14 protein-coding genes are annotated in these 11,776 nt (G+C 63.2%); 8 read left to right on the top strand and 6 right to left on the bottom strand.

Annotated elements, in window-relative coordinates:
* Nucleotides 1–3: 3 nt before the first annotated feature.
* Nucleotides 4–429 (bottom strand): OsmC family protein, encoded by a 426-nt coding sequence (locus tag J5M58_RS16505; protein WP_207878752.1) that lies wholly within the window; start codon nt 427–429, stop codon nt 4–6.
* 152 nt (nt 430–581) lie between these two features.
* On the opposite strand from J5M58_RS16505, the gene J5M58_RS16510 reads away from it, so the two are divergent.
* Complete coding sequence (locus J5M58_RS16510; RefSeq protein ID WP_207878754.1) at nt 582–1,586, top strand: LLM class flavin-dependent oxidoreductase; 1,005 nt, start codon at nt 582–584, stop codon at nt 1,584–1,586.
* A gap of 98 nt (nt 1,587–1,684) precedes the next feature.
* Here the strand turns inward: J5M58_RS16510 and J5M58_RS16515 are convergent, their stop codons facing one another.
* Both J5M58_RS16515 and J5M58_RS16520 read right to left on the bottom strand, forming a co-directional pair.
* A complete protein-coding gene (locus J5M58_RS16515; RefSeq protein WP_112251697.1) occupies nt 1,685–1,906 on the bottom strand; it encodes a DUF1161 domain-containing protein in 222 nt (73 codons plus the stop codon).
* Nucleotides 1,907–2,007: 101 nt separating this feature from the next.
* Nucleotides 2,008–2,223, bottom strand: a complete 216-nt coding sequence (locus J5M58_RS16520; protein ID WP_013970282.1) for a dodecin — start codon at nt 2,221–2,223, stop codon at nt 2,008–2,010.
* 150 nt (nt 2,224–2,373) lie between these two features.
* On the opposite strand from J5M58_RS16520, the gene J5M58_RS16525 reads away from it, so the two are divergent.
* On the top strand, nt 2,374–2,697 hold the full coding sequence (locus tag J5M58_RS16525; RefSeq protein ID WP_112251696.1) for a YqjD family protein: 324 nt from the start codon (nt 2,374–2,376) through the stop codon (nt 2,695–2,697).
* Here J5M58_RS16525 and J5M58_RS16530 read toward each other — a convergent pair.
* Nucleotides 2,694–3,590, bottom strand: coding sequence for a LysR family transcriptional regulator (locus J5M58_RS16530; protein ID WP_207878756.1), 897 nt, complete (start codon nt 3,588–3,590; stop codon nt 2,694–2,696). The two genes, J5M58_RS16525 and J5M58_RS16530, sit on opposite strands and share 4 nt — an antisense overlap.
* A 111-nt stretch (nt 3,591–3,701) precedes the next feature.
* Between J5M58_RS16530 and trpB the strand changes: the two genes are divergently transcribed.
* Nucleotides 3,702–4,919, top strand: coding sequence for a tryptophan synthase subunit beta (trpB, locus tag J5M58_RS16535; protein WP_133969820.1), 1,218 nt, complete (start codon nt 3,702–3,704; stop codon nt 4,917–4,919).
* Complete coding sequence (gene trpA / locus J5M58_RS16540; protein WP_112251693.1) at nt 4,916–5,725, top strand: tryptophan synthase subunit alpha; 810 nt, start codon at nt 4,916–4,918, stop codon at nt 5,723–5,725. Before trpB ends, trpA begins: the two co-directional genes overlap by 4 nt.
* Nucleotides 5,726–5,845: 120 nt before the next feature.
* On the opposite strand, the gene J5M58_RS16545 is transcribed toward trpA, so the two are convergent.
* The gene (locus J5M58_RS16545; protein ID WP_112251692.1) at nt 5,846–6,178 is read right to left on the bottom strand and encodes a DOPA 4,5-dioxygenase family protein; all 333 of its coding nucleotides are present in this window, start codon (nt 6,176–6,178) and stop codon (nt 5,846–5,848) included.
* A 52-nt stretch (nt 6,179–6,230) separates the two neighbouring features.
* Here J5M58_RS16545 and J5M58_RS16550 point away from each other — a divergent pair, with 52 nt between their 5' ends.
* Nucleotides 6,231–6,848, top strand: coding sequence for an NAD(P)-dependent oxidoreductase (locus J5M58_RS16550; protein ID WP_112251691.1), 618 nt, complete (start codon nt 6,231–6,233; stop codon nt 6,846–6,848).
* Nucleotides 6,849–6,878: 30 nt separating this feature from the next.
* Here the strand turns inward: J5M58_RS16550 and J5M58_RS16555 are convergent, their stop codons facing one another.
* Nucleotides 6,879–7,778, bottom strand: a complete 900-nt coding sequence (locus J5M58_RS16555) for a LysR family transcriptional regulator (RefSeq protein ID WP_112251690.1) — start codon at nt 7,776–7,778, stop codon at nt 6,879–6,881.
* Nucleotides 7,779–7,886: 108 nt separating this feature from the next.
* On the opposite strand from J5M58_RS16555, the gene betC reads away from it, so the two are divergent.
* The 3 genes from betC to J5M58_RS16570 form a co-directional block, all read left to right on the top strand.
* Entirely contained in the window at nt 7,887–9,404 is a 1,518-nt protein-coding gene (gene betC, locus J5M58_RS16560) for a choline-sulfatase (RefSeq protein WP_112251689.1), read from the top strand.
* A 14-nt stretch (nt 9,405–9,418) separates the two neighbouring features.
* Nucleotides 9,419–10,348, top strand: coding sequence for a choline ABC transporter substrate-binding protein (gene choX, locus J5M58_RS16565; protein ID WP_112251688.1), 930 nt, complete (start codon nt 9,419–9,421; stop codon nt 10,346–10,348).
* A 115-nt stretch (nt 10,349–10,463) separates the two neighbouring features.
* On the top strand, nt 10,464–11,776 hold a 1,313-nt coding region (locus tag J5M58_RS16570; protein ID WP_207878758.1), incomplete at its 3' end, for a SulP family inorganic anion transporter.

Below are 11,776 nucleotides of genomic sequence, written 5' to 3' on the forward strand. Positions count from 1 at the left end.
GTTTCAACCCACCAGCGCCGCATCCAGGCTGATCTTCGCGTTCAGCACCTTGGACACCGGGCACCCGGCCTTGGCCTTGTCGGCGATCTGCAAGAACTGCGCTTCACTCGCCCCAGGCACCTTGGCCCTGAGCACCAGATGCACTGCGGTGATGGCAAAGCCATCAGCTTGCTTGTCGAGTGTCACTTCGGCAGTGGTGTCGATCCTGTCCGGGGTGAGCCCCGCTTCGCCCAGCATCATCGACAGCGCCATCGAGAAACAGCCGGCGTGCGCCGCGCCGATCAGCTCCTCCGGGTTGGTCCCGGACGAGCCCTCGAAACGGGTGTTGAAGCCGTAGGGGTTCTGCTTGAGTGCGCCACTTTCGGTAGAAAGCAGCCCTTTGCCGTCTTTCAGGCCACCTTGCCAGATCGCCGATGCTGTCTTTTTCATGATGCCTCCTGGTCTCGGGTTACATGCTTATGGCTTCAGAGGTCAGCCGCCTACGGCAAGTTCAGAGCAATCGCACGGCAAGCATTGAATCCTTCGAATATGCCCATACAGAGTTGAAAAGGCCTGTGGCCAAACACCTTTGCGGAGGCTCCATGACGCAGTTGCGTGACCTGAAGATTTCCACCCTCGACCTGGTGCCGGTACGTGCCGACGCCGGCCCGGCGCAGTCACTGCACAACTCGCTGGACCTGGCGCAGCACGTCGAGCGCTTTGGCTACAATCGCTTCTGGGTGGCCGAGCACCACAACATGGACGGCATCGCCAGTTCGGCGACTTCCGTGCTGATCGGCTACCTGGCTGGGGGGACCTCGAGCATTCGCGTGGGCTCTGGCGGGGTCATGCTGCCCAACCATGCGCCGCTGGTGATCGCCGAGCAGTTCGGCACCCTGGCCAGCCTGTATCCGGGGCGCATCGACCTGGGTCTGGGCCGCGCGCCAGGCTCCGACCAGATGACTGCCTACGCCCTGCGTCGCGACCGCGCCGGCGGCCCGGATGACTTCCCGGACGATGTCGAAGATCTGTCACGCTACCTCGGCCCGCGTACCGATGATCAAAAAGTGATCGCCGTGCCTGGGCACGATACCGAGGTACCGATGTGGCTGCTTGGCTCCAGCCTGTTCAGCGCCCAGCTGGCCGGGATGCGCGGCATGCCCTACGCGTTCGCCTCGCACTTTGCGCCGCGCTTGATGCATGAGGCGATCCGCGTGTACCGCAACCACTTCAAGCCTTCGACCACGCTGGACAAGCCGTATGTGATGCTGGGCATCCCCATGGTAGTGGCGGAAACCGATGAAAGGGCCGAGTACCTGGCCACTTCGGTGTACCAGCGCATCCTCGCACTGATTCGCGGGCAGAGCCTGATGCAGAAGCCGCCGGTGGAAAGCATGGATGGGCTGTGGCTGCCCCATGAGCGGGACGCGGTAGGCAGCTTCCTCGGTTTGGCGATGATCGGCAGCCCGCAAAAGGTGCGGGCCAAGGTGGAAGTGCTGCTGGAGCAGACCGGGGCAGATGAGCTGATCTTTACCTGTGATTTGTATGAGCATGCGGACCGGATTCGGTCATATGAACTGATGGCGCAGGCGCTCAAGAGCGCGTGATCCTCTTCGCGGGTAAACCCGCTCCCACAGGGGTATCACAGGCCTGAGAGCGAAGCTGTACCTGTGGGAGCGGGTTTACCCGCGAAGAATCCAATCCGTTAACCGCGGCGGTACACAATCTCCTTGGTACCAGCCTCGCAACTGCCAATCACCTTGCCGGCCGGCTCGCCCTTGTCGACGATCTCCAGCTTGTAGCCGGTGACCCCCTTGGCATCCAGCTTGGCCGCAATCTCTGCCTTGAGCTCCTCGCACGGCTTGCCCGCCGCCAGCGCACCACCGGCCAGGGCCATCAGGCCCAGCGCCAGAATCAGTTTGTTCATCACTCGCTTTCCTTGTGCAGATGAAATCAGAAGGGGCGCCCGCCAAGGCGCGCCCTTCCTGAATACCCCATCATGCCGGGCTCATCCAGCCCGGCAGTGTTTCAGCTGTTGGCTATACGGAAGCCGACCTTCAGCGTGACCTGGAAGTGCGCCGCCTTGTTGTCGCGGATATGGCCTCGGGTATCTATCACTTCGAACCATTCCAGGTGCTTGATGCTCTTGCCGGCTTCGGCCAGGGCATTGTTGATGGCCTCCTCGATGCTGGTGGTCGACGACCCTACCAGTTCGATCTTCTTGTAGGTGTGATGATCGGTCATGAGCGCTCTCCTTGGATAACGGTGAGATTCAGCCTAGCAGCGCAGGCAGGGTTTACCTGCGAACCGTCACCGTTGGTAAAAGTTCGATCGCACTTTCGCTTCGCTTGGCAGTCGCAACCTCTACAGCCCACAACGCGAAGGAGAGTCAACATGCACCGCAATTCGCTGCGTAAAACGTCCCTGGAAAGTATGGAAGCCGAAATCGAGAGCCTTCTGAAGAGCCTGGAGAACCTCAAGCATGACGCGTCGGAAGAATCCCAGAAGTCGGTGAAGGCCATCCGCAGCAACGCCGAAAGCGCCCTTCGGCATTCCCGTAGCCTGCTGAGCGATGCCTACGAGGAAGTGAAGCAGCGGACCCGCCAGACCGGCCTCGCCACCCGTGATTACGCCCAGGAACACCCGTACACCACGGCGGGTGTTGCCATCGGCGCACTGGGCCTGCTGGCGGCCTACCTGCTGTGCAAGCGCAACTAAGCGCTCTGGCGCGCCAGTTCTGCCTTTAGCCACTGCGCCAACTGCTCGGCGCGCCCGTCCGCGGCGCGCCTGGGCACCCAAAGCGCCAATGCTGCAGGGGTAGGTGAAAAACCCCACGGCGCACTCAAACGGCCCGCCCGCAGGTCATCGGCGACCAGCGGCTGCGGCGCAATCGCCACACCCAACCCGGCCACGGCAGCCTCCAGCAGGTAATACAGGTGCTCGAAAGCCTGACCATACTGAAGGGCCGCCGGCTCCAACCCCTGTTCCAGCGCCCAGGTCGGCCACGCCTGCGGGCGCGAGGTGGTGTGCAGCAAGGCTTCGCCCAGCAACGCCTTGACCGGCGCGCCCTGCAAGCGCTCGAAACCGGCGAAATGCGGGCTGAGCACCGGCCCGATGCGCTCCTCGGCCAGCACATGCACCTGCATGTCCGCCGGCCATGGCGGCTCGGCATATACCAGCAGCGCATCCAGCCCTGGCCGCCGCGGGTCCAGGTCACCTTCACCGGCTGACAGGTGCAAGCGCAGTTCAGGCAAGTCAGCCTGCAGCCGCCCCAGTCGCGGGATAAACCAGCGCGCCAGCAAGCTGCCCGAACAGCCCAGCACGAATGGTGCATCGCTGACATCGTGGCTGAGCTCCGCGCACACGCTACGCAGGCGGTCGAAGGCTTCGCCACTGGCATCGCGCAGGCGTACGCCGGCATCTGTGAGTTTGATGCCACGCCCGTCCTTCACGAACAGCGCTACGCCCAAGTGCTCTTCAAGTACCTTGATCTGCCGGCTGACGGCACCATGGGTGACATGCAACGCTTCGGCCGCCTGGCTGACACTATTGAGCCGTGCGGTGGCCTCGAAGGCCCGCAGGGCGTTCAGGGGAGGGAGGTCGTAAGCCATATTACCTGTGACTTTTTCTGACAAGTTTGCGCAATCTTATCGGTTTTCAGCAGGGCTTGCCGTGGTTAGAGTAAAGCCCATCACTTGTTCATTACGCCCTGGAGCGCCCCGATGACCCAGTCCCAATACCGTCCCGGCCCTGACGCCAATGGCCTGTTCGGCTCGTTCGGCGGCCGCTACGTGGCCGAAACCCTGATGCCACTGGTGCTGGACCTGGCCCGCGAATACGAAGCGGCCAAGGCAGACCCCAAGTTCCTCGAAGAGCTGGCCTACTTCCAGCGCGACTACATCGGCCGCCCCAACCCGCTGTACTTCGCCGAACGCCTGACCGAGCACTGCGGCGGCGCGAAGATTTTCTTCAAGCGTGAAGAACTCAACCACACCGGCGCGCACAAGGTGAACAACTGCATCGGCCAGGTGCTGCTGGCCAAGCGCATGGGCAAGAAGCGCCTGATTGCCGAAACCGGCGCCGGCATGCACGGCGTGGCCACTGCCACGGTCGCTGCCCGCTTCGGCCTGCCTTGCGTGATCTACATGGGCGCCACCGACATCGAGCGCCAGCAGGCCAACGTGTTCCGCATGAAGCTGCTGGGTGCCGAGATCGTCCCGGTCACCGCCGGCACCGGCACCCTGAAGGACGCCATGAACGAGGCCCTGCGCGACTGGGTCACCAACGTCGAAGACACCTTCTACCTGATCGGCACCGTGGCCGGCCCGCACCCGTACCCGGCCATGGTCCGCGACTTCCAGTCGATCATTGGCAAGGAAACCCGCGCCCAGCTGCAAGAGAAGGAAGGCCGCCTGCCAGACAGCCTGGTTGCCTGCGTCGGTGGTGGCTCCAACGCCATGGGCCTGTTCCATGAGTTCCTCGAAGAGCCAAGCGTACAGATCATCGGCGTCGAAGCCGGTGGCCATGGCGTGCACACCGACAAGCACGCCGCCAGCCTGAACGGCGGCGTACCGGGCGTGCTGCACGGCAACCGCACCTACCTGCTGCAGGACGAAGACGGCCAGATCACCGACGCCCACTCGATTTCCGCCGGCCTGGACTACCCGGGCATCGGCCCGGAACACGCCTACCTGCACGAAGTGAAGCGCGTGGAATACGTCAGCATCACTGACGACGAGGCGTTGGATGCGTTCCATGCCTGCTGCCGACTGGAAGGCATCATCCCGGCACTGGAAAGCTCCCACGCCCTGGCCGAAGCGATCAAGCGCGCACCGAAGCTGCCCAAGGACCACCTGATGGTGATCTGCCTGTCGGGCCGTGGTGACAAAGACATGCAAACCGTCATGAGCCACATGGCCGCCCAGGAGAAACAGGCATGAGCCGTCTTGAACAACGTTTCGCCGAGCTGAAAGCCGAAGGCCGCTCGGCACTGGTCACCTTCGTCACCGCGGGCGACCCGGGCTATGACGCCTCGCTGCAGATCCTCAAGGGCCTGCCGGCTGCCGGTGCCGACGTGATCGAACTGGGCATGCCGTTCACCGACCCGATGGCCGATGGCGTGGCGATCCAGCTGGCCACCCTGCGCGCCCTGGAGGCTGGCCAGACCTTGGCCAAGACCCTGCAGATGGTTCGCGAATTCCGTGTGGATAACCAGACCACGCCGATCGTGCTGATGGGTTACTACAACCCGATTCACCGCTTTGGCGTGGAAAAGTTCGTGGCCGAAGCCAAGCAAGCGGGTGTCGATGGCCTGATCATCGTCGACCTGCCGCCAGAGCACGACGCCGAACTGGCGACCCCGGCCCAGGCCGCGGGTATCGACTTCATCCGCCTGACCACCCCGACCACCGACGACGCGCGCCTGCCGCGCGTGCTGGAGCGCAGCTCCGGGTTCGTCTACTACGTGTCGGTGGCCGGTGTGACCGGCGCTGGCTCGGCGACCACCGAGCACGTGACCGAAGCCATTGCCCGCCTGCGTCGGCATACCGATCTGCCGATCAGCGTTGGTTTCGGCATTCGTACGCCGGAGCAGGCTGCGGCCATTGCCCGCCTGTCGGACGGCGTGGTGGTGGGCTCGGCGCTGGTCGACAAGATTGCCCAGGCCAAGAATGCCGAGCAGGCAGTGAACGATGTATTGAGCTTGTGCTCGGCACTGGCTGAAGGGGTGCGCGGCGCTCGTCGCTGAACCGCGTCGCCTGCTTCGCGGGTAAACCCGCTCCCACAGGTTTTTCACAGTTTTCAGTATCTGTGTAGTCCCTGTGGGAGCGGGTTCACCCGCGAAGAGGCCGGCACAGGCTATGCAGCTCTACCCCCCAAAAATCGACAGATCCAGCGGCCTTACAGCCCCCATCCAGATCGCATGATCACGATGGTCCGCCAGTTCATCCCCGGTCAACGGGTGCATGAACACCACCAACCCCTTCCGATACAACGCTAACCACGGCAACACCACCCCCACCACCTCCGGCCCGAACGCCAGCTGGCAGCTCCAGTCCGGGTGCGGCCCCACCGGTTTCTGGTGCATGCGCCCCATGGTCACGGGAAACAGCCGCGCCGCCTCCTCACACAGTTCACGGGCCTGGTCCATGGTATCTGCGTCGTAGTAAACGTGGGCGTGATAGCCCTTGATCCTTTGCACGATAACTCCTGATTGCGGTCCAACCATCACCACCTGCAAAGGGAGTGATGCAGTGAAAAACGCCGAAACCCCAGTGTTCAAACTGGTCCTGTTCGGGCCTGAAAGCAGCCTGGGCAATGCCTTGATGGTAGAGCTGCTGTCGCGCCAGCACGAAGTCACCGCCGTGGTCGACGACCTCAACCGCCATGCGCCGCGCCCCGGCCTGCATTTCAAGATAGGCGGGCTGGGCGATGCTGACCAGGCGGAGCAGGGCGCGGCAGGCGGGTCAGCTGTAATAGCCTTGTTGTCGACGCTGGCGTCGGGCGATCTGCCCGCGCAAGCTCGCATGAGCGAGGCGCTGGTGGCGGGGCTGAAGCGTACGACTATACGCCGGCTGTTGTTGGTGGGCGATTTCGATGTGCTGGATGAGCCGGGCAAGTACAGCGAGGTGGAGCGGGAGTGTGTGGACCATGTGGTCGATGGGTTGCAGCGCAGTGCCTTGCACTGGACGTTGATCAATGCGCCGCAGGAGCTGCCCGGGTTGGGGATGGAGCATTTTCGCAGTACCGAGGGCACGCTTGAGCCGGGATTGGCTGAGCCGTTGCGGCACCTGGCCAGGGTCGCGGCGGGGATGGTGGATATGCTGGAGCTGGATTTGCACCGGGGCGAGCATCTCAACTTCGTGGTCTAGATTTTCGGCCCGCTTTGCGGCCCGAAAATCTCAAAGGCTGCGCTCTTGCTCCAACCAATCCACAAACCGCTCGATCAACGCCCCACGCCGCTTGCGTGGCGGCAACACCACGTAATACCCACGCGCCGAGCGCAAACTCCCCTCAAGCGGCCGGCATAGCAACCCTTGCTCCACCAACCCATCCACCAGATGTCCCCAACCGATAGCCACTCCCTGCCCAGCGATCGCCGCCTGGATCAGCAACGTATAGTTATCGAACCGCAACTGCCCCGGCGGCGGCGGGCTGGCCACGCCAAACCCGCGAAACACGCCCGCCCAGTCAAACCAGCGGCTAGCCTGCTCGCCCTTCAAGTGCAGCAAGGGCAACCGTTGCAAAGCCACGGCTGACAAGGGTTTGCCATGAGTCAGCCGGGGGCTGCACACCGGGAAAACCTCCTCATCGAATAGCCAACGGCTCTCGCCCTGGTGAAAGCGCCCGTCGCCAAACAGCACAGCAACATCAATGTCCGGCCGCAACATGCCCTGGCTACGCTCACCGGTCACCAGGCTAACATCCACCTGTGGATAAGCCTCGTGAAAACGCTGCAGCCGTGGCATCAGCCAGAACGCCGCAAAAGCGAAGTCGGTAGCCACCTGCAGCACTTCGCGCTGGCCCCGCCCACTGGCCTGGGCGATACCGTCCTCCATGGCCTGCAGGCCTTGATGAACCTGTTCGAACAGCACCTGGCCAGCCTCGGTCAGCTCGATACCCCGGTAAATGCGGTCGAACAGCCGCGTGCCCAGCTGTGCCTCCAGCCTTTTGACTTGCTGGCTTACCGCTGGCTGCGTGGTCCCCAGCTCCAGCGCCGCAGCGGTAAAGCCACGCAACCGTGCGGCGGCCTCGAACACGCGCAATGTATCCAGCGACAACTTGGCAAGGTGCTCAAACATAAGCAGGGCTAATCCCAGTCATTGCCCGCCATGGGCTTTACCCATGTTATCCACAGTTGCATCTTGATAGGCAAGCGGTCCGCATAACCTTCAAAGATGGAAGCCACCATGACGCGCCCGAATATCCTGTTCATCATGGCCGACCAGATGGCCGCACCCTTGCTGCCGATCTACGCCTCTTCACCGATCCAGATGCCGCACCTGAGCCGCCTTGCCGAACAGGCGGTGGTGTTCGACTCGGCCTACTGCAACAGCCCGTTGTGCGCCCCCTCGCGCTTCACCCTGGTCAGCGGTCAGTTGCCCAGTCGCATCGGCGCCTACGACAACGCCGCCGACTTCCCAGCCGACGTACCGACGTACGCCCATTACCTGCGCCGCCTGGGTTACCGCACCGCGCTTTCGGGCAAGATGCACTTCTGCGGCCCGGACCAGCTGCACGGCTACGAAGAACGACTGACCAGCGATATCTACCCAGCCGACTATGGCTGGACGGTGAATTGGGATGAGCCCAACGTGCGCCCGAGCTGGTACCACAACATGTCCTCAGTGCTGCAGGCAGGCCCGTGCGTGCGTACCAACCAGCTGGATTTCGACGAGGAAGTGGTCTTCAAGGCGCGCCAGTACCTGTACGACCATGTGCGCGAAAACGATGGCCGGCCGTTCTGCCTGACCGTGTCGATGACCCACCCGCACGACCCTTACACCATCCCCAAGCGCTACTGGGATCGCTACGAGGGTGTGGATATCCCCATGCCCCGCGCCGAATTCAGCCAGGCAGAACTCGACCCGCACTCGCAGCGCCTGTTGAAAGTCTACGACTTGTGGAACAAGCCGCTGCCTGTGGACAAAATCCGCGATGCCCGCCGTGCCTACTTCGGCGCCTGCAGCTACATCGACGACAACATCGGCCTGCTACTGCAGACCCTGGAGGAATGCAACCTGGCCGACGACACTCTGATCGTGTTCTCCGGAGACCACGGCGACATGCTTGGCGAACGTGGCCTCTGGTACAAGATGCACTGGTTCGAGATGTCGGCGCGGGTGCCGCTGCTGGTGCACGCGCCGAAACGCTACGCGCCAGCCCGGGTCAGCGCCTCGGTGTCTACCTGCGACCTGCTGCCAACCCTGGTCGAACTGGCTGGCGGCGCTGTGGATAACCACCTGCACCTCGATGGCCGCTCGCTGATCGGCCACCTGCAAGGGCAGGGCGGGCATGACGAGGTGATCGGCGAGTACATGGCCGAAGGTACCGTCGGCCCGCTGATGATGATCCGCCGCGGGCCCTACAAGTTCGTGTACAGCGAAGACGACCCATGCCTACTCTATGACCTGAGCCGCGACCCGCACGAGCGGGAGAACCTCACCGGCAGCCCGGAGCACCAGGCGCTGCTGCAGGCATTTGTCGATGAAGCACAGCAGCGCTGGGATATCCCCAGCCTGCGCCAGCAGGTTCTGGCCAGCCAGCGGCGCCGCCGCCTGGTGGCCGAGGCGCTGGCCATCGGCAAGCTGAAAAGCTGGGACCACCAACCGCTGGTGGATGCCAGCCAACAGTACATGCGCAACCACATCGATCTCGACGACCTCGAGCGCAAGGCACGTTATCCACAGCCCGCACCCCTGGATTGAGAAAAGAGGCCGCCATGCACAAGTTCTCCGCCGCCGTGTTCGCCCTGGCCCTGAGCCTCGGTACCGCCACGGCTCACGCCGCCGACAGCGACGCGCAATGCACCACCGTGAAAATGGCCGACCCCGGCTGGAGCGACATCGCCACGACCAACGCCTTGGCCCGCCTGCTGCTGGAAAGCCTGGGTTACCAGGTGAAAATCGACAGCCTGGCCGTGCCGATCATCTACGGCGGCCTCAAGGATGGCCGCGTCGATGCCTTCCTCGGCAACTGGATGCCGGCACAGCAGGGCTTTCATGACAAGTTCATCGCCAATGGCGATGTGCAGCAGCTCTCGCGCAACCTGGAAGGAACCGAGTTCACCTTGGCGGTGCCCGACTATGTGTGGCATGCCGGGGTGAAGGATTTCGCCGATTTGCAGAAGCACGCCGACCAGTTCGACAAGAAGCTGTACGGGATCGGCTCCGGGGCACCGGCCAACCTGTCGTTGAAGGAAATCATCGACAAGAATGAATTCAACCTTGGACAGTGGAAACTGGTGGAGTCCAGCGAGCAGGCGATGCTGGCGCAGGTTGACCGGGCGGTGAAGAAACAGCAGTTCATCACCTTCCTCGGCTGGACCCCGCACCCGATGAACGTGAAGCTGAAGATGCATTACCTGACCGGCGGGGAGAAATGGTTTGGCAGCAAGGGCGAGGTGTATACCCTGACCCGCAAGGGTTATCCACAAGCCTGCCCGAATGCGGCGAAGCTGTTGGGGAACCTGAAGTTCACCCTGGACATGGAAAACAGCATCATGGCCGAGGTTGTGGACAAGAAGATCAGCTTCGATGATGCGGCAAAGGCTTGGCTGAAGGCGCACCCCGAGGTGCTGGAAGGGTGGTTGGCCGGGGTTACCACCAAAAGTGGCGGGGATGCGAGCGAAGCAGTAAAAACCAAGCTGTAAACCGATCCTGTGGGAGCGGGTTCACCCGCGAATGCGTCGGTAGCCTCACTGTCGCATTCGCGGGTGAACCCGCTCCCACGGGGGGACAGTGCACCTTCGGAAATCTGGATATCTCATGCATCGCCTCACTCACCTGCTGCCCTTCCTTTCCTGGCTCCCCCGCCAATCGGGCCGCAGCCTGCGCCAGGACCTGCTGGTGGGTCTGAGCGGTGCCATCCTCGCCCTGCCGCAATCCATCGCCTACGCCCTGATCGCCGGCCTGCCCGCCGAATACGGCCTGTACGCCGCCATCGTGCCAGTGCTGATCGCCTGCCTGTGGGGCTCGTCCTGGCACCTGATATGCGGCCCGACCGCCGCCATCTCCATCGTCCTCTACGCCAGCATCAGCCCGCTGGCCGTGGCCGGCAGCGCCGACTACGTCACCCTGGTACTGCTACTGACCTTCCTCGGCGGCATCTTCCAGTTGCTGCTCGGGCTTTTGCGGTTCGGCGCACTGGTCAACTTCGTCTCCCATTCGGTGGTGCTTGGCTTTACCTTGGGCGCCGCTGTCGTCATTGCCCTGGGCCAGCTACCCAACCTGCTGGGCATGGACCTGCCAAGCCAGGCCACGGCGTTGAAGACCGTACAGGACCTGGCCAACCATGCCGGCGAGGTCGACCTGCCTTCCTTGATTCTGGGCCTGGCCACAGTGGTGATCGGCGTAGGCTTCAAGCTCTGGCGCCCACGCTGGCCCAGCCTGTTGATAAGCCTGATTCTGGTCAGCCTTCTGGCCTGGCTGCTGCCTGGGTTCTTTGCCCATGTGCCGCGAGTGCCGGCATTCACCGGCCAGCTGCCACCCTTCAGTCCGCTGCCCTTGCTGGATGTGGAACTGATCCTGCGCCTGTTACCGAGCGCCGTCGCGGTGGGCATGCTCGGGCTGGTCACCAGCCTGTCGATTGCCCGCTCGTTGTCCGCACGTTCGGAGCAGTTGATCGACGCTGACCAGGAGATACGCGCACAGGGCTTGTCGAACATTGTCGGTGCGTTTTTCTCCGGTTACCTGTCTTCCGGCTCCTTCACCCGCTCAGGGCTGAGCTACGACGCTGGCGCCCGCTCGCCCATGGCCGGGGTTTTCTCGGCGCTGTGGGTGGCGGTGTTCGCCGTTGCCGGGGCCGGGCTGATCGCGCACCTGCCGATCCCGGCCATGGCCGGCAGCATCTTGCTGATCTGCTGGGGATTGGTGGACCACCGGGGCATTCGTGCGCTGTTTCGGGTCAGTCGCTCGGAGTTCCTGGTGATGGCCCTGACGGCGGCAGCGACCTTGTTGCTGGAGCTGCAGACGGCGATCTATGCCGGAGTGCTGGCATCGCTGTTCTTCTATCTGAAGCGCACCTCGCGCCCCCGGGTGCAGCAGAGCCGTGAAGGGGAGGCGGATGTGCTGCAGGTGGG

Origin of the sequence: Pseudomonas sp. 32_A (assembly GCF_017490905.1) — a bacterium.
Lineage (GTDB): Bacteria > Pseudomonadota > Gammaproteobacteria > Pseudomonadales > Pseudomonadaceae > Aquipseudomonas > Aquipseudomonas inefficax.